Genomic DNA, 20,347 nt, shown 5'->3' with positions numbered 1-20,347 from the left:
ATATGACAGCTCTATTAGAAGTCAAAGATTTAGAAATTAAGTTCAGAAAAGATAAAGAAATGATATCGACCGTGGGTGAAATTAGTTTCGCTGTTAACGAAGGAGAGATGCTTGGGATCGTGGGGGAGTCAGGCTGCGGAAAAAGCGTTACATCGTTGGCAATCATGGGTCTCCTGCCAAAGGAAATGAGCCAAATCGGCAGGAACAGCGATATTCTTTTTAATGGAACTTCTCTTACAAAACTGAGTGACGCCGATTATCGCCGGGTTAGAGGTAAAGACATTTCGATGATTTTTCAGGATCCAATGACTTCATTAAATCCTGTCCTGACAATTGGGTACCAGATGAAAGAGATGATTCTTGCTCATGAAAAGGTATCAAAGCGCGAGTGCTGGACGCGATCTGTAGAAATGCTGAAAAAGGTTGGGATTCCACGTGCCGAGCAGATTATGGATGAATATCCGCATCAGCTTTCCGGTGGTATGAGGCAGCGTGTCATGATTGCGATCGCACTCACGCTTCAGCCAAAGCTCCTGATTGCAGATGAGCCAACGACCGCACTCGACGTTACCATTCAAGCACAGATTCTGGATTTAATAAAAGAGATCCAGAGAGAATCGAACACCGCCGTCATTCTAATTACCCATGATTTAGGCGTTGTTGCCGAGGTTTGCGACAGGGTTGTCGTGATGTATGCGGGCAAGGTTGTGGAGGAAGCTCCTGTAAAAGAGCTGTTTGTGGATCCAAAACACCCATACACAAAGGGGCTGCTTGGATCAATGCCGACATTGATTAATGACCAGAACCGCCTTAATGCTATACCAGGGAGTGTGCCGCTGCCAGAGGAAATGCCCCAGGGGTGCAGGTTTGCACCACGCTGTTCTCAGGCGATGCCTCATTGCTATACAGCCGAGCCGCCACTTGTTTCATTAGGAAATTCCCATGCGACGAGCTGCTGGCTTTATGACAAGGAGGAACAAAAATATGGCTGAACTGCTGCAAGTTCGCAATCTAAAAAAATACTACCCTGTTAAAAGCGGTGTTTTACAAAGAACAACTGGCTATGTAAAAGCTGTCGATGATGTCAGTTTTACTCTCCATGAGGGCGAGTCACTTGGACTTGTAGGAGAAAGCGGCTGTGGAAAATCAACATTAGGACGGACGGTTTTACAGCTGATCAAGCCGACAGCAGGGGAGGTCGTCTATGATGATAAAAACCTGTCCGATTTGAGCTTTCGGGAAATGAAGCCGTACCGGAAAGAGCTGCAAATGATTTTCCAGGATCCGTACGCTTCGTTAAATTCACGTAAAAAAATCAGTAATATCGTCACCGAGCCGCTTAGGATTCATAAAATCTCTACTATCAAAGAACGGGAAGAAAAAATGGAAGAAATTTTGGAGAAGGTAGGTTTAAACAGGGCATTTGCTGACCGCTATCCACATGAATTCAGCGGCGGACAGCGTCAGAGAATTGGAATTGCGCGTGCACTTATGCTGAATCCAAAGCTGATTATCGCTGATGAACCAGTATCAGCCCTTGACGTTTCGATCCAAGCGCAAGTTTTAAACCTGCTTCAGGATTTGCAGGAAGAGTTTAATCTCACGTACTTATTCATCGCTCATGATTTAAGCGTAGTCAAGCACATCAGTACACGGGTCGGAGTCATGTACTTGGGAAGAATGGCAGAGCTTGCGCCGAAAAATGCTCTTTATAAAGAGCCGCTCCACCCATACACACAGGCATTAATGTCTGCTGTTCCCGTACCGAATCCGCTGATCAAACGCGAAAGAATTATTCTAAAAGGGGACGTGCCCAGCCCGCAGAACCCCCCATCCGGCTGCGCCTTCCACACCCGCTGCTCAGCCTGCATGGCCATCTGCAAAGAACAGCGTCCCGAACTAAAAGAAGTCCAAAAAGACCACTTTGTAGCATGCCATTTATACTAAACGGTGACAGGCACCTTCCAGCTTTCTGGAAGGTGCCTGTTTTTTATCTAATAAGGTTCCGAAAACATTGATAAATCAGCTAATCAATCGTTTGATTAACAAAGAATTAGCGTTAAATTGAAGGTGATTTTACACTAAATGGGCGGTGCCAGGCACCATCCATTTAGTGCCAGGCACCATCCATTTATTACCTGCCTACAAGTATTGCTTATTGATGACTTCTGAGAGTTCTTTGTAGACTGAGAATCTTTCTTTGTAAATCTTATGGTTGTCTGCGTTTGGGGTATAATGGCCTTGCATTGGGATGTGTTCTTTGATCGAGGCGAGGTCTTTGACTTCACCTATACCATATAAGGCTACCCATGCAGCACCCCATGCTGAGCTCTGATAACTTATCGGAACCTGTACTTCCTGGTTGAAGACGTCAGCAAGGATTTGAAGCCACAACGGTGATCGGGCAAACCCGCCACTTGCGAGTATTTTTGTTGGTTCTCCTGCAAGCCGTTCTAGTGCTTGTCCAACATGAAAAATACTGTATATGACACCTTCCAAACCTGCTCTCACAATATGCTCTTTTCCGTGTCGTAATGATAAACCGAATAAATTGCCTCTTAATTGAGAGTTCCACATCGGTGCTCTTTCTCCATTTAGATATGGAAGGAATATTAATCCTTCTGCGCCAGGGTCTACTTTTGCTGCAAGGGAAGTAAGGTTTTCATAGCTATCATTATAGCCTAGTGTATCTCTTAGCCATCTCAGCACAATTCCGCCATTATTCGTTGGCCCGCCGATCAGAGAAAGTGATTCTGTGAAGTTATAACAAAAGGTTTCCTGTAACTCATCTGTTTTAGGTGCAGACACAATTTGCCTAATTGCACCACTTGTACCGATAGTGATGGCCACTTCTCCAGGGTTGATCGCTCCGATTCCCAGGTTTGCCAATGGACCATCACTTGCACCTATAACAAATGGGGTGTCGGCTGGAATTCCAAGTTTCTGAGCAACTTCCTTGTTTAAACCTGTTATAACTTCTGAAGGGGGAACAGGTTTAAAGAGTTTATCTTTTGTAATTCCAGCTGCTTGGAGTGCGTCATCATTCCATTGTTTACTTGTTAAATCGAATAAACCAGTTGCAGACGCAATGGAATAATCAACGATCTCGGTTCCGAACCAGCGATATAATAAGAATTCTTTAATAGAGACAAATTTTGCCGCTGATAAATATGGTTCGTAATTATGTTCCTTCATCCATATAAGCTTAACTAAGGGAGACATAGGATGAATAGGAGTCCCGGTTGCCTGATATAGGAGCCCGCCATGCTCTCGCAGTAGCGCAGCCTGATTTGAAGCGCGTCCATCCGCCCATGTAATAGATGGAGATAATGGTTCACCATTTTTGTCCATACAGATAAGGGAGTGCATGGCACTTGAGAGCCCGATAGCGAGTAAAGAAGCAGGATCAAGATTATGTGATTTTACTAATTGGTGTATGGCGTTTATTGTTGCGTTTTCGATTTCTAAAGGATCTTGTTCGGCCCAGTTCGGATGTGGTGTGTAAAGCGGGTATTCAACTTCTTTTTCTCCAACTACATTGCCTCTAGTATTAAAAGCGATTGCTTTAACACTAGTTGTTCCTATATCAAGTCCAATTACAATTGATTTATTCAAAAAATGGCACCTTCTTTATTAATCTTTTTGGCTCTGTAAACTTGCCGGTTGATTTACACTCCAGGCACTTCGCTTTCCGCGGGGCGGGCGGTGAGCCTCCTCAGTGCTAAAGCACTTCCGGGGTCTCACCTGTCCCACTGATCCCGCAGGAGTCTCGCACCTTCTGCTCCAATCAACCTGGTGCTACCAAACCTAACTAAGGATAAAACTCAAATTCTTTATAATAAGAAAACTGCCGAATTATTTCCAAGTTACGGAATAGAAAGCCAACTTTTCATATCAGGACTCCTGAGGAAAACTTAAAATCAGGAGATTTTCAGTGGCCTCGCATTAGCGTCTGTGGGGTCTCACTGTCCCGCAGATCCCGCTGGACATTGAAGAACTTCCTCGAGTAAGCCCACGCACGAAGGAAATGCGATAGCACAAGAGCATCCGTGAATTTACATGGCACGAAATTATGCTATAGCATAATAAGGAATTTCGAGGAGTCTCGCACCTTCCGCTCCAATCAACTTTAGTTTTCACAACTCATGCAAAAACAACAATCTTTTAGAAAATAGCCAAATTATTAGATTCGTTTAAGAGAAATGGCAGCTCGCATCTTTCGTAAAGATGGTTTTAATTTATCTTGTAGTTTTACACTCACATTCACAAATAATGCATCGATAATGCTTAATTGCGCAAGACGGGAGGCTAGTGCCTCTGATCTGAATTCTGTTTCTTCCGAGACAGTAAGCAGCGAGATGTCTGCCTTCGCAGTTAAAGGTGTCTTAGCGAAATGGGTAATTCCTATAATCGTTGCTCCGCTTGCCTTAGCTACGTCTACTGAGTCCAGAATATCTTTACTTGCCCCAGAATGAGAGATACAAACCACAACATCCTGATTTGTTAGCTGAGAAGCGCTCATGATTTGAAGATGTGCGTCCGTATAGCAGCTCGTTAGCAACCCACTTCGCATAAACTTATGGTTAGCATCCATAGCAATGGCTCCTGATCCGCCACTCCCGTAAAAATCAACCTTCCTAGCCTTTGTCAATGCTTCTACCGCTTTTTTAAACTGCTTTCCATCTATTATTTGCAAGGTGTCCTCGAGCGTTCTGATATTGGCTTTAAAAATTTTTTCAGCGATCGTTCCTTCGTCATCATCCAATGAAATGGTTTCGTGAATGTCATTCATCGGAGAAGTCATTTCAGAAGCTAGGGCAATTTTCATTGCTTGATAACCTTTAAATCCTAAACGCTTACAAAGACGAAATACAGTTGCATCAGCGACGTTTAGATCTTCAGCAATCTGACTTATTGTAGAATGAATAATTTTATCAGGATGGTCCAAAATATACTTGGCTACCGTCTTTTCTTTGATGCTTAATTGCGAATATACAGCGCGGATCCTAGTAAAGCAATAAGGTGATTGTGATTCAATCATCATGTATTCTCCTTTTAAACAGAATTAAAGCGTCACAGATGGGTTTTAAAAAGATAGTCAGTGAAAAACAATAGCTGCCGTAATCGCTTCCATTAAGAGTTATATCTATCATAATACAAAAATCAAAAAAAAAATATTTTTCACGAAACAAAAACTAATAAAAAAATATTTTTTCATGTAAACGCTTGAAATAAAAAATATTCGTTATATAATGAGTTCATAAGAAATAAATTTTCACACAATGCTGTGAAAGGGGTTACAGATATATGAAATTAGCAATGGTCGGCCTTGGGAAAATGGGTTATAACTTAGCGCTTAACTTACTGGATCATGGCCATGAGGTAGTTGCCAATGATGTTAACGCAGAACAGGTAACAAACATTTCTGCCAAAGGTGCTATTGGAGCCTTTAGCTTAGAAGAAGTTGTTCAGCAGCTAGAAACCCCAAGAATAATTTGGTTAATGGTTCCTGCGGGTGATATTACGGAAAGAGTGATCTCTACATTAGAAACGCTCTTAGAACCAGGTGATATTATCATTGACGGTGGGAATTCAAATTATAAGAATTCGGTCCAACAAGGAAACAGACTCCTTGAAAAAGGAATCTATTTTTATGATTGCGGTACTAGCGGCGGGGTAGACGGTGCGCGAAATGGTGCTTGCTTAATGGTTGGAGGAGACAAAGACGTCTTTAAGACGATTGAACCTCTTTTTAAAGATATTACAGTAGAAAACGGCTACTTCTATTCGGGTCCTTTAGGCAGCGGCCACTTTTTAAAAATGATTCATAATGGAATTGAATATGGCATGATGCAAGCAATTGCAGAAGGCTTTGATATTCTTGAAAAAAGCGAATTCGATTACGATTATGAAGGTGTAGCTAAAGTATGGAATAACGGTTCTGTTGTCAGGTCCTGGTTAATGGAATTAACCGAAAACGCCTTCTCTAAAGATCCAAAGCTAGAAGAAATTCGCGGGGTTATGAATTCTTCGGGTGAAGGTAAATGGACTGTTGAAACTGCTTTAGATTTACAAGTGCCAGCACCGGTTATCACTCTTTCATTATTAATGAGATACCGCTCACTAGAGGATGATACTTTTACTGGAAAAGTAGTAGCAGCATTGCGCAATGAGTTTGGCGGCCATGCTGTAGTTAAAAAATAATTCTGCTGGACTTAACACGAGCTGGAAAACTCTGCTGAGCAGACATCCTGTTGCTTAGTGGGGTGGAACAGTCTGTGATATTTGTAGGAGGTGAGGAATCGATACTACGCTGCCAATGATAAAGCTGAAATAATTATTAAATTATCATAAATATACTAATTAGGGGGATTTACAAATGAAAAAGTTTCTTGGATTAATCTTAACTGCATTTCTTGTTCTTGCTCTTGCAGCCTGTGGCGGGGGGAATAACGAAGGTGGAGAAAATGCTGACGATAAAGAAAGCGCTGACACTGCTGAAAAGAAAACGATCCGCGCTGGAATTGGATTAAATGATTCACATCCACAATATAAAGGACTTTTAAAGTTTAAAGAAATCGTTGAAGAGAAAACAGATGGCCAAATTGTTGTTGAAACTTATCACAGTGGACAGCTTGGTGATGACCGTACTATGACGGAAGCATTGCAATTAGGAAGCCAAGAGGTAGTAATTCCTTCAACAGCACCTTTAGCTAACTTTGTTCCTGAATTCAGCGTATTCGACTTCCCATTCTTGTTCCCAAGTGAAGAAGTGGCTGATAAAGTATTAGACGGTGAAGTTGGACAGAAATTCCTAGATAAATTAGAGGATCAAAACTTAATTGGTTTATCATATTGGGAAAATGGATTCCGCCAAGTATCAAATAGCGAAAGAGCAATTGCTAGTGCAGCTGACTTTAAAGGCTTGAAGCTTCGTACAATGGAAAATGATTTACACTTAGAAGCGTTCCGTGCGCTAGGTGCAAACCCAACTCCAATGGCATTTACTGAACTATTTACTGCAATGCAGCAAGGTACTGTTGATGGGCAAGAAAACCCATTTGCAACCATTTACCTATCAAAATTCTATGAAGTACAAGATCATGTATCAAATACAAACCATATTTATAGCCCGTTTGTATTCCTAATGAGCAAAACTTTCTATGATGGATTAACAGAAGAGCAACAGCAAATCGTAAGAGAAGCTTCTGTTGAAGCTGGAGTATACGAGCGTCAGTTAAACCGTGAAGCAAATGAGCAATACCTACAAGATCTACAAGCTGAAGGTGTAACTTACACTGAAATCGCTCCTGAACAGCATGCAGAAATGAAAGAGCTTGTTCAGCCAGTAATCGATAAGTATGCTGACAAAATTGGTAAAGATACAGTTCAAGAAGTATACGATGCAATCGAAGCTGCTTCTAAGGAATAATTAATTAAAAAGACTTTGGGGACGAGTTATTCTCAAAGTCTTTTTTTTCCCCATAAGCAGGATAACTCTTTCGCAGGTGAGCACACTAGGCTTAGGCCAAACTTGGCACAAGCAAAGGTTTATTTAATTTCTCTAGTTTAATTCTTTAGTAAAGAGGAGATCAAAATGAAAATCATTCGATGGTTTGATCGACATATAGAAGAGGCTTTATTAGTACTCTTTTCTTCGGTTATGGTATCTGTCATTTTTTTACAAGTAATAATGAGGCTTTTAGATAATTCATTATCCTGGTCTGAAGAGCTAGCGAGATACTGCTTTATTTGGATGGTGTATATCGGTATCAGTTATGGTGTTAAAAAGCAAAGACATATAAAAGTGGATGTAGCCTTCATGCTTCTTAAAGAAAAAGGGAAAATCATTCTAACGATAATTGCAAATCTACTATTTATCATCTTTGCACTATTTATCATTCGCTACGGGTATGATATTGCAAGTAAGTTATTAGCTTTTGGTCAGCAGTCTCCTGCGCTGCACATTCCAATGGGACTAGTTTATATGGCGACACCAATAGGCATTGGGTTGACTCTCATTCGGCTTATTCAAAATCTCATTAAATATGTTAAAGCCTTACTAGGTAAGGGAGAAATAGACGATCGGTCTGAAGCTGAAAGAGTTATAGAAAATGTTCGTGATTAATTTAGGGGGTTTCTAACATGACTGCTGCCGTGTTGTTTGGTAGTTTTGCGATCTTATTATTTCTAACAGTTCCTATTGGAATAGCTATTGGGCTAGCTACCCTAATTACCATTTTTTACTCGGGGAGCCTGCCGGTAGAATTTTTAGCAAAAGAACTTATTACTTCTGTAGACTCGTTTCCGTTAATGGCAGTTCCATTCTTTATCCTGGCTGGAGAAATAATGGGTAAAGGCGGTATATCCGAAAGGCTTTTTAAAGTAGCAAATGCACTAGTTGGTAACAAAACAGGCGGCTTTGCGATCGCAACAATTGTTACGTGTATGTTCTTTGCTGCCATATCAGGTTCAGGTCCTGCGACCGTTGCTGCTATCGGCGGAATTATGATTCCAGCGATGGTTCGTAATGGCTATGATAAAAAGTTCGCTACTGCTACAGTAGCAGCTGCAGGTTCTATTGGGGTTATTATACCGCCAAGTATTCCAATGGTTATCTATGGTGTTGTCGGGAATGCTTCTATCGGTGATTTATTTATTGCTGGTATTGTCCCTGGTGTTTTAGTAGGTTTAGCTATGATGGTCTGGGCATACGTACACTCCAAGAAAAAAGGATATAAAGGTTTAGACGAGCCAACTTCTTTAAAGAAAATAGGGGAAGCTTTTTGGGATGCAAAGTGGGCATTATTGATTCCAATTATTATCCTTGGAGGAATTTATGGAGGAATCTTTACTCCAACAGAGGCAGCAGTTATAGCGGTCGTATACGGTTTATTTGCAGGGGTTGTATTATATCGTGAACTCCGGATAAAAGACCTGCCTAAAATATTGGCTGACGCAGCTTTAACAACGGCTACCATTTTAATTATTGTTGGAACAGCAACAGCATTTGGACGGTTCTTAACAATTGAACAGATTCCAACAAAAGTGGCAAATGCAATGCTTTCTATTTCAAGTGAGCCGCTGGTCATTATTATACTGATTACCATTTTGTTGTTAATTGTCGGTACTTTTATGGACACATTAGCAGCGATCATTATCTTAACACCAATACTACTTCCAATCGCCCTGCAAATTGGCTATGATCCAATTCATTTTGGGATTATCATGGTTGTCAATTTAGCCATTGGCTTTATTACACCGCCATTAGGTGTTAACTTGTTTGTTGCATCAGGGATATCTGGATTATCAATAGAAACATTATCAAAGGCAATTGTTCCGTATTTCTTTGCGATGGTAATTACCTTATTGTTCATCACATTTATGCCGCAGATTTCACTGTTTCTTGTGAATCTAGGTGGATAATCAAACTAGATAAAGAAGGTTTTATAAATGAATAAAATTGATGTATTTACGTTCGGTGAAACGATGGTACTTTTTCAAGCAGATCAAATGCTGCCACTGGAGTATGTTCACCAATTCCCAAAACAAATTGGCGGTGCAGAATCGAACATGGCCATTGGATTAACAAGGCTAGGCCATTCAGTCGGCTGGGCCAGCAAGCTAGGAAATGACCCATTTGGTCGCTATGTTCTTAAATACATTCGTGGGGAAGGTGTAGATACATCTTCCTGTCTTTTTACAGAAAAAGCTCAAACTGGAATTTTCTTTAAAGAAAGATTATCTCCAGAAGACGTTAATGTGTATTATTACCGGAAAAATTCGGCGGCTTCCTTAATGGAGCCCGCCGATTTAAATGAGCAGTACATAGCACAAGCGAAAATACTACATATTACTGGCATTACACCAGCCCTCAGTGAGTCATGCTATCAAACCGTTTTAGCAGCGATAGAAATAGCCAAACGAAACGAAATGACGATCGTTTTTGATCCTAATTTACGTTTGAAGCTTTGGTCTGCTCAGCAAGCTAAAAAAGTGTTTAATGAAATTGCCTCACAGGCTGATGTGATTTTGCCAGGCCTTGATGAAGGCCAATTTATGACAGGTGAAAATGAAGTTGAAGATGTTGCAGAAGCACTTCTGGGGAACAAGGATAAGACCATTATCATTAAGCTCGGAAGTGAGGGGGCGTACTATCAAACTAATAAAGAAAAAGGGTATGTTGCGGGCTTCCCGGTCTCAAGAATCATTGATCCCGTAGGTGCGGGAGATGGTTTTGCTGCAGGGATTATAAGTGGTATTTTACGTAATGACCCGATAGAGCTTGTTGTAAAAAGAGCAAATGCAATAGGAGCAATGGTAGTTGGGGTAAGCGGAGATGTCGAGGGTTTACCGACAATGATTGATGTTGAAAGATTCATGAACCCTGATTTTAGTTCCAGAGATGTAAAAAGATAAGCGAAGGGAGCTAGGTGACTATGAAAAAATGGGAAGACTTAATTCGACTCAAAGAATCGGGTCTTGTTGCTGTTATTCGCAGACCGAAGCAATCACAAATTCATTCCATTGCAGAAGCACTTGTAAACGGCGGTGTTGGCGCTTTAGAAATCACTGTTGATACACCTGGAGCTTTGGAGATGATTAATAGTTTAAAGGATAACTTTAAAGATAAAGTCCTTGTAGGTGCCGGAACAGTCCTTGATGCGGTATCGGCAAAGAGTGCAATAGACGCAGGAGCTGACTTTATTTTTTCACCGATTTTCGATATTGAAACCATTCAATTAACAAATCGTTATGGGAGAATTTCGATCCCTGGTGTTATGACCCCAACTGAAGTTGTTCAGGCCTATTCTGCAGGAGCAGACTTACTCAAGGTGTTTCCCGGAGATTCGCTTGGTATTAATTACATTAAGAACCTCAAAGGGCCGCTGCCCCATATTCCAATGATGCCAACAGGAGGTGTAAGCCTTGACAACGTTGAAGCATTTATTAAAAACGGTGCAGTAGCTGTTGGTGCCGGCGGAACTCTTGTAGACAGCAAGGCTATTGCTGAAGAGCGCTATGAAGTATTAACAGAAATCGCACAGGAATTCATAACAAAAATTCAAAATGCAAGAAGCTGAAACGGGGATCCCCTAAAAAGAAGTGAGGGTTACAATATGAAAATCACGAAATTTGAAACATTCATTGTCCCGCCGAGATGGCTATTCTTAAAAATTGAAACAGATGAAGGAATTGTCGGGTGGGGTGAACCAATCGTTGAAGGTCGTGCTGCCACTGTCAAGGCAGCTGTAGAAGAATTAAGTGACTATCTAATTGGCAAGGATCCGCTAAGAATTGAGGATCATTGGCAAATGATGTACCGTTCAGGCTTTTATCGCGGAGGGCCAATCCTAATGAGCGCAATCTCAGGGATCGATCAAGCCCTTTGGGATATCAAAGGAAAATACCATAATGCACCTGTCTACGAATTGATGGGTGGAGCATGCCGTGATTCGGTTCGGGTCTATTCTTGGATTGGCGGGGACAGGCCAAGCGATGTAGGAATGGCTGCTAAAGCCGCAGTAGAAGCAGGTTTTACAGCAGTGAAAATGAATGGAACAGAGGAACTGCAATACATTGATTCATATCAAAAGATTGATGAGGCTGTAGAAAGAATTGCAGCTGTTCGTGAAGCTGTAGGAGATTATATAGGAATCGGGATAGACTTCCACGGCAGAGTCCATAAGCCAATGGCGAAAATTTTAGCGCGCGAACTAGAACAGTTCAGACCCATGTTTATCGAAGAACCAGTCCTGCCCGAAAATAATGAAGCTCTTCGTGAGATTGCACATGCAACGAATATTCCAATCGCTACTGGAGAAAGAATGTATTCAAAGTGGGATTTTAAAAAATTACTTGAAGATGGTTATGTAGATATCATTCAGCCTGATTTATCTCATGCTGGAGGAATAACAGAGTGTAAGAAAATATTTGCTATGGCTGAAGCTTATGATGTAGCGGTTGCTCCTCATTGTCCACTAGGACCTATTGCATTAGCATCATGTTTACAGGTAGATGCAACCTCGCATAATGTGTTTATTCAAGAGCAAAGCCTGGGGATTCATTATAACCAGGGCAGTGATTTGCTTGATTATCTCGAAGATAAACAGGTGTTTGAGTACAAGGATGGGTATGTTGATATGTTACATAAACCAGGGTTAGGTATTTCTATTAATGAAGAATTTGTAAGGAAACAGGCAGAGCAAGGACATAATTGGAAAAATCCTGTATGGCGTCATAAAGATGGTACGATTGCTGAGTGGTAACTAGATGACTATTTTTATTCAAGTTGTAATGCCTGTCCTCCTTATATTCCTATTAGGGTATGGCATTCAAAAGTGGAAAAGGCTTGATATAAGGCCCCTTTCAACAGTAGCTATCTATATCTTTACGCCGTTGCTGGTGTTCCAGACATTTTATCGGGCAGAGTTAAATAAACAATACGCCATTATGGTCTTATTCTCGGCCCTACTATTAATTGCATTAATTATTGTAAATAAGATTTATTGTAAAATAAGAAAACACGATTCATCGGTAGAGAGTGGGCTTATATTATCAACGGCATTTATGAATTCGGGTAATTATGGGGCACCAATTGTGTTATTTGCTTACGGAAATACCGGATTTGCCTATGCGGTTTCTTTTTTGGTCTTACAGGCGATAATTATGAATTTCTTTGGGATTTACTATGCTGCCAGAGGAAAAGCAGGGTTTAAATTTGCTTTAAAGGCCGTCTTTGAAATGCCACCTACCTATGCGGTAATTATTGCCCTAATACTAAATTTGGGCGGAATAAAAGTCCCGGAAAATATTTTGTCGGCCGTAGACCTTGTAGGACCGGCAACAATCCCGCTTGTAATGGTAATACTAGGTATGCAGCTTGCAGAAATTAAATTAACAAACATGGAATTGGATAAAATCTCTTTTGGAGTAATAGCCAGGTTATTTTTGTCCCCTATTATCGCATTTGGCATTATTTTATTAATTCCAATGGACCCTATTTTACAAAAGGTACTAATCCTTTCAGCAGCGATGCCATCTGCCGCTACGACGGTATTATATGCGGTTCAATTTGATACAGAGCCTGAGCTTGTGTCCAGTATCACCTTAATCACTACCTTGATTAGTATCTTTTCAATCACTACGCTGCTAATCATATTAGGATAATTTACTATCTGAGGAGTGTCAGAAATGAGTCGTTTCAAAGTACTCGTTACAGATTTTGAATATGATACCTTTGCACCTGAACAAGAGGTATTAGATAAACTCGGAATTGAGTTAACTTTTGCTCAATGCCGGACAGAAGATGAGGTAATCGAGGCTGCCAAAGATGCTGATGCTCTGATCAATCAGTATGCTCCTATCTCACGCAAGGTTATTGAAAGTCTGGAAAAATGTAAAGTTATCTCACGGTATGGCATTGGATTTAACACAATCGATGTGGATGCAGCTACCGAAAAAGGGATCATCGTCGGAAATGTAACAGATTATTGTTTGGACGAAGTTTCCGATCATGCAATGGCTTTGCTGCTTTCATCTGCACGTAAAGTGACCATGTTAAACAATACAGTGAAGGGTGGAACCTGGGATTATAAGGTAAGTATCCCGATCTTTCGCTTAAGAGGGCGTACTTTAGGTCTCGTTGGGTTTGGAAATATTCCTCAAACTGTTGCAAAAAAAGCACAGGCGTTTGGTTTGAACGTTATTGCATATGACCCATTTGTGCCCGAAACGGCTGCAAACCAGATGAATGTAAAACTTGTTACCTTGGATGAATTATGTGAAAGGTCGGACTTCATATCCGTTCATGCTCCGCTAAATCAACATACACAAGGTATGATTAGCTATGACCAGTTTAATAAAATGAAAAAAGAAGCCTTTATCATTAACACGGCACGCGGTCCTGTCATCGATGAAGCAGCTCTCATTGCTGCATTGCAGGAGGAAAAGATCGCTGGTGCCGGCCTGGATGTTCTTGAGATTGAACCGATTAAACCTGACAACCCTTTGTTAAAAATGGATCATGTGATCCTCAATCCTCATGCTGCTTTTTATTCAGTGGAAGCAGAAGCGGAACTAAAACGAAAAGTTGCTCAAAACGTTGCAGATGTGTTATCTGGTTATTACCCAACCTATTTAGTTAACAGGAATGTAAAAGAAAAAGTAAGTCTTAAAGATAAGGAATAAGGTGATTTACCCAGGTGAGGGGCTTAACGAACGATTGCCCCGAAGCTTGCTGGAATTAGCGTCATTGCTTAAAAGGAAAATCACTATAAACCTAAAGGAGATAGGCAAATGGAAAAAAGCAAGAGTCAAAAAATTATTGTGAACATTTCCGAAAGTGTAACAATCTCAGAAGTAAGTAAAGCTACCCAAAAGTATCATTCTGATATCTTACTTGAAAAAACGGTGAATGGCATTCCCCATGAAATTAACCTGAAAAGCTTTCTTGGTTTAATTACATTGCAGTTAAAAAACGGTGACAGTATTAACATCAAAGCAATCGGGGAAGATTGTGAAGAAGCACTAGCAGAAGTAGTGGATTATCTATCTTAAGTAAGATAACCAGTATAAGGCCAAGGTAATGGAAGGGCCCTTTAACTTTACTAATACAGTTGTAGCGATCTTAAATGGGATCGCTATTTTTTTTGCTGTTTAGTAGGCGCAGACACACTGTATGGTGGACCAATTTTATATAGGAACTGAGTCTATAATTTGGTAATGGCAGATAAAGTCTATATAATTTTAGCTGAATCTAAATAAAATGTAACAGTTGAAAAGGTGTGACCTGTATGGAAGATAAAGCGGGGACTGAGAAATTGAACTCCAGTAATTGGAAGGCTTTCTGGCAATTGTTAAAAGAGTCGAATCCGCCTAAGTGGATTTTGATTGTGGCGATCGTATTAAGTTTACTTGAAACAGCTGCCGCTTTAATTGTGCCGCTTTTTACAAAATCGCTTGTCGACCAGATCGCAGAAGCTTCACTCGAAGCCTCTCTGATCTTAATGCTGGCGGCTGCATTTATCATCCAGACGATTTCGTCAGGATTTTCGTTTTACTTTTTAAGTTACATAGGAGAATCAGTTGTTGCGTCGATTCGGAAGAGGCTATGGCAGCAGATCTTAAACCTGCCGGTGTCTTTCTTTGATAGCCATCAATCAGGGGAAACGATGAGCCGGGTGACCCAGGATACTAACATCGTCAAAAATCTAATCACTCAGCATTTAATTTCTTTTATTACTGGAATTATATCAATTATCGGTGCTGTGGCGATCCTTCTCGTAATTGACTGGCGAATGACGCTCATCATGCTGCTTGCTGTCCCGCTTTCACTTGGAATCATGATGCCACTGGGACGGAAGATTTATAAAATTTCAAGAGCCACCCAGGATGAGATGGCGAGCTTTTCAGGGAATTTAGGCAGAGTGCTGTCGGACATTAGGCTCGTGAAAGCTTACCATGCTGAGAATGCCGAAAAAGAAAACGGAGAGAAGGGCATTAGGCACCTATTTGGATTCGGCATGAAGGAGGCGAAAATTCAGGCAGTCATTTCACCTTTTATGACGTTCATAATGATGCTTGTGCTGGTTATTTTAATCGGCTATGGAGGCGTCCGAGTAGCATCAGGGGACTTGTCGGCGGGATCTTTAGTGGCAATTATTATTTACATGTTTCAGATAGTCGTACCCTTTACACGAATGGCCTCCTTTTTTACTAGCTTCCAAAAGGCAATAGGAGCGACCGAACGTATCCAGGACATTTTAGGTTTGGACAAAGAGACGTCTGAACAGAAATTAGAAGTGGCAGATCCAGCACAGGATATCGAGTTTCGGAATCTTTCTTTTTCATATAAGGAAACCCCAATTATAAATGGTATTTCTCTTATGGTGCCTGCCGGGAAAACAACGGCCTTTGTTGGGCCGAGCGGAGGCGGAAAAACGACCTTGTTCGCGTTGCTGGAGCGGTTTTATAAACTTGATTCAGGAGAAATTTTACTGGGAAATACCAGTATAACAGATTTCAATCTCGGATCTTGGCGAACTCAGATTGGCTACGTATCGCAGGAAAGCCCGATTATGTCAGGAACAGTTAAAGACAATATAAAGTATGGAATAGACGAAGAAGTCTCGGATGAGGAGATCAAGCAGGCAGCTGAGCTCGCGAATGCCGCAGAGTTCATTGAGAGGCTGCCTGAAGGGTATGAAACTCAAGTGGGGGAACGAGGGATGAAGCTTTCGGGGGGACAGCGGCAGCGGATCGCAATCGCTCGAGCGATCATCCGAAATCCGCAAATTCTGCTGCTGGATGAGGCCACCTCCAACTTGGATAGTGCTTCAGAGCTCTTAGTGCAAAAGGCTCTCCAGCGGCTGATGGCAGGGAGGACAACTCTCGTTATAGCACACCGCCTCTCAACCGTCATCGAAGCAGAACAAATCGCCGTCGTCGAAAATGGCCAAATAACCGGCACAGGCACCCACCACCAACTCATGCAAACCCATTCATTATACAAACAACTCGCCGACCAGCAACTCGGGTAGGGGAGAGGTTAGGTGACAGGCACCATCCAATTTTCTGGAAGGTGCCTGTTTTTGATGGGCTAAGGTTCCAAAACATTGATACATCAACTAATCAAACGTTTGATTAGTTGAATATTGGGAGTGGTGTGCTAAAAGTTGACTGGATTTTTCCAGTTAATGGGCGGTGCCTGTCACCATTTAAATTGACAGGCTATAGATGAATTGTTCGCCGATGGGGCCTAGCTTTCGTCGGCCGGTGTCTTTATAGCCGACTTTCTTATATAGGTTTTGGGCAGGAATGTTTTTATGGTTAACCGCAAGAATGATCTCATTGCACCAAGGAAACTCCTCTTTCAAGAAATCCCTTACCCCTAGCATCCCTTTCTGGGCCAAGCCCTTGCCCTGCTGCGTGTATTCAATCGAAAAAGCTGTTAATAACATGGCATTCGGATTATCTGTATACTCGTTTACTCGAGCGCTAGAGTGCAAAACAAAGAAACCGACTGGTTCCACACCGCTTACAATAACAATAGGGAACCGCTCTGCTGAAGCTTCAAGCATGTCAACAGGCTTAGCTGTAAATCTCTCTTGCTCCTCAGGCAGTGTGAAATTTTTTAGGTGTTCATAATAACCCGGTGCGTAGTGTTTTAATACAACCGTATTTTCAGCTTCCATCCTAATTCTCCTTGGCATGATATTTTCTTAATTGTAAACCAAAGAAGGCTCCTATGCCGAATATGGTGACAGGCACCATCCAAATTTCTGGAAGGTGCCTAGTTTTTGAATGAGGTAGGATATATAAACCTTGATACAAAAACTAAAACATAGGATTGATGAACAAATGCTTAGAGATGGATTTAAGTGAGTTAGACTGATTTTTCCACATAATGGATGGTGCCTGTCACCTTTTTAGTAGTGCCTACCTTTTTAGTAAACAAACAACATTAATATTGAGGTGATAATTCCGACCCAGATTCCTAGCAGGATGCAGTAGCCCATGATGTGGCGAATGTGGAGCCCGACGACACTCAGTATTGGCAATGCCCAGAATGGCTGGATTAGGTTCGTCCATGCATCTCCCCATCCAACGGCCATGGCTGTTACTGCTGGCTCGACACCGAGCTGTAAGCCCGCAGGAACTTGCAAAGGTCCTTGTAAAGCCCACTGGCCTCCGCCTGAAGGAGCAAGAATGTTAACAAGTCCTGCAGACCAATAGGTAAAAAGATCAAATGTTTCTTTAGTAGCCACGGAAGCCATGCCATTAATAATAGACTCACCTAAACCAGAACTCCCAAGTACCGCAATGATTCCAGCATAGAATGGGAACTGAAGAATAATAGGTGATATAGCAGATGCTGCAGCTTTAAATGCTTTTGCATATTGAATAAGTGATTTGTGCAAAAAGAGACCGAGTGATAAGAATAGAATATTAATAATATTTAAATCTAAATCTCTTCCATTTATAAATTCATAGATAAGGTAAACGAAACCTATAATTCCAGTTAGGATTCCAAGAATAGGGCTGTTTTCCAATCGGCCAGCTGGTGTTCCTGACGTTTCATCCAACGATTCCGTCTGTTTCTGCTTGATGGAGGGAGGAGCATAGGGGATGATTCCTTTTTTAGGAGCCATTAAAACAATAAAAATCGGAATTGTAATTAACAGAGCAATTAAAATCGTGATCGTTCCAGGGTGGAAAATTGTCTCGGAGGTTGGTATCACACCCGAAATTCCTTCGAGAAAGTGCCCCTTTGTTGCGACTGTAAGTCCGATGGAACTTGAGAGGCCAGCTGTGTACAAAACTGTTGGTGCATATGCAGATGCTACCAATAGGGGGAAGTGGGCATTCTTATTTCTTTTACCAACTTCACGGGCAATAATGGCTCCCACAACAACCGCGAGCCCCCAGTTTATATAGTAGGCTGCAGATGCGACAAAGAATGTTAAAACATAAGCTTGGTTGGCTGTTTTAGCCTTTGATGATAAGGCTTCTAGCAAACGCTGGATCATCGGCACAGAGGCTAGCGCCATCCCTGTCATAAGTAAAAGGACCATTTGCATCGTAAAAGCAAGATATACCCAGAAGCCATCACCGAAAGATTTAAAAAGTTCAACAGGCTCAGACGGCTTCATAAAAAAGCCAAGGATAAAAACAAATAGGGTCATAAGCACGGCAATAACAAACGCATCCGGCAGATACTTCTCAACAAGCTTCGAAAAACGATTAGCCATCCTGTTTAACATAATTCACTCTCCCCTTCATGTTGTCAGTACATGCTATGGAGAGGACAAGTTCAATATGACAAATTTCAGGAGGGAAACTCCTGGAAGGTGACAGGCACCATCCAGAAGATTGGAAACTATTATTTCATGAAAGGCTCCGCACTAGGAACTGAAAGATGCTGCCATCACAATAGAGATAAAATCCAACAAAAATTGCTCATCTTTTGAGGTATTCTCGCCAATTCGGCTGATATATAATTTGAGGTAGGTGGTCCAGTCAGGTGACAGGCACCACCCAATTTATTGGAAATAAACTTCCGAAAGGAGCAGAATATGGGAAGAAAGAAGAGAGTGTGGGTTCCAGAGGCCTACCATCATATTTATTCAAGAGGAAACAATCGGCAAGTTATTTTCCGGGATGAAATCGACGTGGCCGAGGTATTTAGGCTGTTGACGATGATTCATGAAAAGAGTCCAATTTCGATTTCAGCCTTCTGTCTCATGACAAACCATTATCACTTCCTGTTAAAATCGGAGAAATTATCTATCTCTGATGTAATGAGCACCTTTAACAAACGCTATACAGACTATTACAATCGCAAGTATGAGCATATTGGCCATCTGTATCAGCAACGTTTCAACAGTAGTCCTGTTCTGTACCCCCAAGATCTCCTGTATGTTAGCAGGTACATTCACCGGAATCCGATTAGCACGAAAGAACCACTGGTGAAACGAATGGAAGATTACCCCTACAGCAGCTACCAATACTACAAAAAAACCATTATACCGCCATTCCCTTTCATCACCACTCAGGATCTCCCCACTAATTTCACCTCTCCATCAGAAAAGTCTCTTACACATTATTGTGAATACGTCGAGTCCGAGGACGAATAAAAGGTGACAGGCACCATCCAGAAAACTGGATGGTGCCTGTCACCTTTAAGTCTACTACTACTTTACTTTTCGATATGCTCGGCGTTCGGCGTATTCGGAACAGGGGATGCAGACTTTTATGGTTTTGTCATTGTCATCAATGTACTTTCGCAATGGCTTGATTTTTCTTTTGCAGATCACACATTTGTTGTTGAAAAAATCAAAAAGACCCATGTTTTCTCCTCGAAAAATCTGACATATCTCTGTTTCTCCATTTTACTTTTTTGTAAGCTAGGATTACAACCGAACAGCTTTGCTGAGATAAATGCTGAGCTTGGAAGGCTTGCCAGCACGAACAAACCCACTATGAAATATAAAGTTTTCAGAAAATTCACTTATAGTTTGCGTGTGCCACAAAAAAGACATATAATAATCATAAAATAGACAAAAAATACAAAAGGCGGGATACAATGATTCGGATGTCAGTTGCAGGTATTGGCGGTTTTATTCTTGTCTTTATTGAAACCTTTATTGTTATGAAGTTAAAAAATTATCATTCAATCGAATTCGGAGGCGTCGCCCCCTTTGTGAATGTTTGGGCGATGAACTTTTTCATGCTTTTTGCGATGTTTACCCAATACAAAAACTGGCATGAAGAAAAAGAAGCCGCAAAAGAAGAAACACAGTACGAAAGATAACCTGAACGGGATCGAAGCCAAAAAGGTGACAGG

At 41.3% G+C, this 20,347-nt stretch carries 19 protein-coding genes; 15 read left to right on the top strand and 4 right to left on the bottom strand.

All coding sequences use genetic code 11. The features are described from left to right. Window positions 1-2 precede the first annotated feature (2 nt). On the top strand, window positions 3-992 hold the full coding sequence (locus HRJ06_RS03815; RefSeq protein WP_174729150.1) for an ABC transporter ATP-binding protein: 990 nt from the start codon (window positions 3-5) through the stop codon (window positions 990-992). Next, a complete protein-coding gene (locus HRJ06_RS03810) occupies window positions 985-1,947 on the top strand; it encodes an ABC transporter ATP-binding protein (RefSeq protein ID WP_174729147.1) in 963 nt (320 codons plus the stop codon). The genes HRJ06_RS03815 and HRJ06_RS03810 overlap by 8 nt, the downstream gene beginning before the upstream one ends. Window positions 1,948-2,142: 195 nt before the next feature. Here the strand turns inward: HRJ06_RS03810 and HRJ06_RS03805 are convergent, their stop codons facing one another. Both HRJ06_RS03805 and HRJ06_RS03800 read right to left on the bottom strand, forming a co-directional pair. Continuing rightward, window positions 2,143-3,615, bottom strand: a complete 1,473-nt coding sequence (locus HRJ06_RS03805) for a gluconokinase (protein WP_174729144.1) — start codon at window positions 3,613-3,615, stop codon at window positions 2,143-2,145. 568 nt (window positions 3,616-4,183) lie between these two features. Beyond that, the gene (locus HRJ06_RS03800; RefSeq protein WP_174729325.1) at window positions 4,184-5,041 is read right to left on the bottom strand and encodes a MurR/RpiR family transcriptional regulator; all 858 of its coding nucleotides are present in this window, start codon (window positions 5,039-5,041) and stop codon (window positions 4,184-4,186) included. A gap of 266 nt (window positions 5,042-5,307) precedes the next feature. Between HRJ06_RS03800 and gnd the strand changes: the two genes are divergently transcribed. The 11 genes from gnd to HRJ06_RS03745 all read left to right on the top strand — a co-directional run bounded on the left by gnd (window position 5,308) and on the right by HRJ06_RS03745 (window position 16,541). Then, window positions 5,308-6,204 (top strand): phosphogluconate dehydrogenase (NAD(+)-dependent, decarboxylating), encoded by an 897-nt coding sequence (gene gnd, locus HRJ06_RS03795; RefSeq protein ID WP_174729141.1) that lies wholly within the window; start codon window positions 5,308-5,310, stop codon window positions 6,202-6,204. Between the two features lie 175 nt (window positions 6,205-6,379). Continuing rightward, a complete protein-coding gene (locus HRJ06_RS03790) occupies window positions 6,380-7,432 on the top strand; it encodes a TRAP transporter substrate-binding protein (RefSeq protein ID WP_174729137.1) in 1,053 nt (350 codons plus the stop codon). 165 nt (window positions 7,433-7,597) lie between these two features. Further along, window positions 7,598-8,128 carry a TRAP transporter small permease gene (locus HRJ06_RS03785; RefSeq protein ID WP_174729134.1) on the top strand — a complete coding sequence of 177 codons (531 nt, stop codon included), beginning with the start codon at window positions 7,598-7,600 and terminating at the stop codon, window positions 8,126-8,128. 17 nt (window positions 8,129-8,145) lie between these two features. After that, on the top strand, window positions 8,146-9,426 hold the full coding sequence (locus HRJ06_RS03780; protein WP_174729131.1) for a TRAP transporter large permease: 1,281 nt from the start codon (window positions 8,146-8,148) through the stop codon (window positions 9,424-9,426). Between the two features lie 27 nt (window positions 9,427-9,453). Next, window positions 9,454-10,419: a sugar kinase gene (locus HRJ06_RS03775; protein WP_174729128.1), complete on the top strand. Its 966-nt coding sequence runs from the start codon at window positions 9,454-9,456 to the stop codon at window positions 10,417-10,419. Between the two features lie 20 nt (window positions 10,420-10,439). Then, entirely contained in the window at window positions 10,440-11,084 is a 645-nt protein-coding gene (locus HRJ06_RS03770; protein ID WP_174729125.1) for a bifunctional 4-hydroxy-2-oxoglutarate aldolase/2-dehydro-3-deoxy-phosphogluconate aldolase, read from the top strand. Between the two features lie 36 nt (window positions 11,085-11,120). Further along, entirely contained in the window at window positions 11,121-12,269 is a 1,149-nt protein-coding gene (dgoD, locus tag HRJ06_RS03765) for a galactonate dehydratase (protein WP_174729122.1), read from the top strand. Window positions 12,270-12,273: 4 nt separating this feature from the next. After that, window positions 12,274-13,170, top strand: coding sequence for an AEC family transporter (locus HRJ06_RS03760; protein ID WP_174729119.1), 897 nt, complete (start codon window positions 12,274-12,276; stop codon window positions 13,168-13,170). Between the two features lie 24 nt (window positions 13,171-13,194). Beyond that, window positions 13,195-14,190, top strand: a complete 996-nt coding sequence (locus tag HRJ06_RS03755) for a C-terminal binding protein (protein WP_174729116.1) — start codon at window positions 13,195-13,197, stop codon at window positions 14,188-14,190. Window positions 14,191-14,298: 108 nt separating this feature from the next. Next, window positions 14,299-14,559 carry an HPr family phosphocarrier protein gene (locus HRJ06_RS03750; RefSeq protein WP_174729113.1) on the top strand — a complete coding sequence of 87 codons (261 nt, stop codon included), beginning with the start codon at window positions 14,299-14,301 and terminating at the stop codon, window positions 14,557-14,559. A gap of 236 nt (window positions 14,560-14,795) precedes the next feature. Then, window positions 14,796-16,541, top strand: a complete 1,746-nt coding sequence (locus tag HRJ06_RS03745) for an ABC transporter ATP-binding protein (protein WP_174729110.1) — start codon at window positions 14,796-14,798, stop codon at window positions 16,539-16,541. Window positions 16,542-16,718: 177 nt separating this feature from the next. On the opposite strand, the gene HRJ06_RS03740 is transcribed toward HRJ06_RS03745, so the two are convergent. Beyond that, complete coding sequence (locus tag HRJ06_RS03740) at window positions 16,719-17,195, bottom strand: GNAT family N-acetyltransferase (RefSeq protein ID WP_174729107.1); 477 nt, start codon at window positions 17,193-17,195, stop codon at window positions 16,719-16,721. 252 nt (window positions 17,196-17,447) lie between these two features. Then, complete coding sequence (locus HRJ06_RS03735) at window positions 17,448-18,764, bottom strand: short-chain fatty acid transporter (RefSeq protein ID WP_174729104.1); 1,317 nt, start codon at window positions 18,762-18,764, stop codon at window positions 17,448-17,450. Window positions 18,765-19,076: 312 nt separating this feature from the next. Here HRJ06_RS03735 and HRJ06_RS03730 point away from each other — a divergent pair, with 312 nt between their 5' ends. Together HRJ06_RS03730 and HRJ06_RS03725 are read left to right on the top strand one after the other, a co-directional pair. Then, the gene (locus HRJ06_RS03730) at window positions 19,077-19,637 is read left to right on the top strand and encodes a transposase (protein WP_174729101.1); all 561 of its coding nucleotides are present in this window, start codon (window positions 19,077-19,079) and stop codon (window positions 19,635-19,637) included. A 449-nt stretch (window positions 19,638-20,086) separates the two neighbouring features. Continuing rightward, entirely contained in the window at window positions 20,087-20,314 is a 228-nt protein-coding gene (locus tag HRJ06_RS03725) for a hypothetical protein (RefSeq protein WP_174729097.1), read from the top strand. Window positions 20,315-20,347: the final 33 nt, after the last annotated feature.

Origin of the sequence: Mesobacillus harenae, assembly GCF_013343715.1 — a bacterium.
Taxonomy (GTDB): Bacteria; Bacillota; Bacilli; order Bacillales; family Cytobacillaceae; genus Mesobacillus_A; species Mesobacillus_A harenae.
Note: the sequence above shows the minus strand (reverse complement) of the source record. Positions and strands in the feature narration are given on the sequence as shown.

What these genes read in the sequence shown, in the direction of transcription:
- HRJ06_RS03815 (WP_174729150.1), top strand. Translation starts at nt 3, where the DNA reads ATGACAGCTCTATTAGAAGTCAAAGATTTAGAAATTAAGTTCAGAAAA.
- HRJ06_RS03810 (WP_174729147.1), top strand. Translation starts at nt 985, where the DNA reads ATGGCTGAACTGCTGCAAGTTCGCAATCTAAAAAAATACTACCCTGTT.
- HRJ06_RS03800 (WP_174729325.1), bottom strand. Translation starts at nt 5,041, where the DNA reads ATGATTGAATCACAATCACCTTATTGCTTTACTAGGATCCGCGCTGTA.
- gnd (WP_174729141.1), top strand. Translation starts at nt 5,308, where the DNA reads ATGAAATTAGCAATGGTCGGCCTTGGGAAAATGGGTTATAACTTAGCG.
- HRJ06_RS03790 (WP_174729137.1), top strand. Translation starts at nt 6,380, where the DNA reads ATGAAAAAGTTTCTTGGATTAATCTTAACTGCATTTCTTGTTCTTGCT.
- HRJ06_RS03785 (WP_174729134.1), top strand. Translation starts at nt 7,598, where the DNA reads ATGAAAATCATTCGATGGTTTGATCGACATATAGAAGAGGCTTTATTA.
- HRJ06_RS03780 (WP_174729131.1), top strand. Translation starts at nt 8,146, where the DNA reads ATGACTGCTGCCGTGTTGTTTGGTAGTTTTGCGATCTTATTATTTCTA.
- HRJ06_RS03775 (WP_174729128.1), top strand. Translation starts at nt 9,454, where the DNA reads ATGAATAAAATTGATGTATTTACGTTCGGTGAAACGATGGTACTTTTT.
- HRJ06_RS03770 (WP_174729125.1), top strand. Translation starts at nt 10,440, where the DNA reads ATGAAAAAATGGGAAGACTTAATTCGACTCAAAGAATCGGGTCTTGTT.
- dgoD (WP_174729122.1), top strand. Translation starts at nt 11,121, where the DNA reads ATGAAAATCACGAAATTTGAAACATTCATTGTCCCGCCGAGATGGCTA.
- HRJ06_RS03760 (WP_174729119.1), top strand. Translation starts at nt 12,274, where the DNA reads ATGACTATTTTTATTCAAGTTGTAATGCCTGTCCTCCTTATATTCCTA.
- HRJ06_RS03755 (WP_174729116.1), top strand. Translation starts at nt 13,195, where the DNA reads ATGAGTCGTTTCAAAGTACTCGTTACAGATTTTGAATATGATACCTTT.
- HRJ06_RS03750 (WP_174729113.1), top strand. Translation starts at nt 14,299, where the DNA reads ATGGAAAAAAGCAAGAGTCAAAAAATTATTGTGAACATTTCCGAAAGT.
- HRJ06_RS03745 (WP_174729110.1), top strand. Translation starts at nt 14,796, where the DNA reads ATGGAAGATAAAGCGGGGACTGAGAAATTGAACTCCAGTAATTGGAAG.
- HRJ06_RS03740 (WP_174729107.1), bottom strand. Translation starts at nt 17,195, where the DNA reads ATGGAAGCTGAAAATACGGTTGTATTAAAACACTACGCACCGGGTTAT.
- HRJ06_RS03735 (WP_174729104.1), bottom strand. Translation starts at nt 18,764, where the DNA reads ATGTTAAACAGGATGGCTAATCGTTTTTCGAAGCTTGTTGAGAAGTAT.
- HRJ06_RS03730 (WP_174729101.1), top strand. Translation starts at nt 19,077, where the DNA reads ATGGGAAGAAAGAAGAGAGTGTGGGTTCCAGAGGCCTACCATCATATT.
- HRJ06_RS03725 (WP_174729097.1), top strand. Translation starts at nt 20,087, where the DNA reads ATGATTCGGATGTCAGTTGCAGGTATTGGCGGTTTTATTCTTGTCTTT.